An 815-nucleotide genomic window follows, 5' to 3' on the forward strand; every position below is an offset into this window, starting at 1 on the left:
ATATTATTTGTCGATAATAGTTCTACGCCGCGGGCTGTCTGGTTTATTTGATAATTATCAGTCGAGTTTCCCGGATAGATACTTCCTCGGATTAAATTTACTGTTTATGATCGCTCTTATATACTCATTTGATCGGTTTAAATTTACCCGATTACTTTCTGTCATTGCTGTAGTTCCGATGATTTTTTTCGCTAAAAGCGCCTTTGAATTAAATAAACCAGCAACCAAATTCAATACTTCATATACATGGACAAGCGAGTTTTGTTATTCACTAACCGATCGCAACAGTGTGCTAAAAGGTATTTCAGTACCACCACAGGGTTGGCAGATGAATTTAGATCTTGGCTACTTTTCTGAGCTGCAAAAAAATATTTTCAATGAAAAATGCAAGGAATCAGTTTTGTATCAAATCCCATTTTTGGATAAGTTTGAACCACTTTTTCTCGTCCAAAAAAATGATACCGGTAATTCTCAATCGTTAGAGGCAAAATTCACTGGTATATCAAACGGTACTAAAATCGAGGAGCATGATGGCTACGTGCTTGTTGACGTTAATGGTGATGATCCACACATTCTTCTTTCATCTTCATCTCTATATAAAATTGATACTAATCTTAGGGCTAGTGTATTTCTAAATATTAAATCCTCAACGGCCGAAGTTGTTCAGATTTATTATTCAATTAAAGGTAGCCCAGGTTTTAGCGAGCAAGAAAGCATCTTTGTGGATATTGTTCCTGGAGAAAATCCTATTTACATTAATATGAGTAACGTTATTAATCCAAATACTTTACGTATTGATTTTCCAGAAGGTCATG

The 815-nt window shown here is 35.0% G+C and carries 1 protein-coding gene; it reads left to right on the forward strand.

The window, feature by feature from the left end; translation table 11 throughout:
- On the forward strand, positions 1–815 hold an 815-nt coding region (locus tag V2A85_RS24075), incomplete at both ends, for a hypothetical protein (protein WP_420072605.1).

This window comes from Yersinia sp. 1252 StPb PI (genome assembly GCF_048593885.1).
GTDB lineage: Bacteria > Pseudomonadota > Gammaproteobacteria > Enterobacterales > Enterobacteriaceae > Yersinia > Yersinia enterocolitica_E.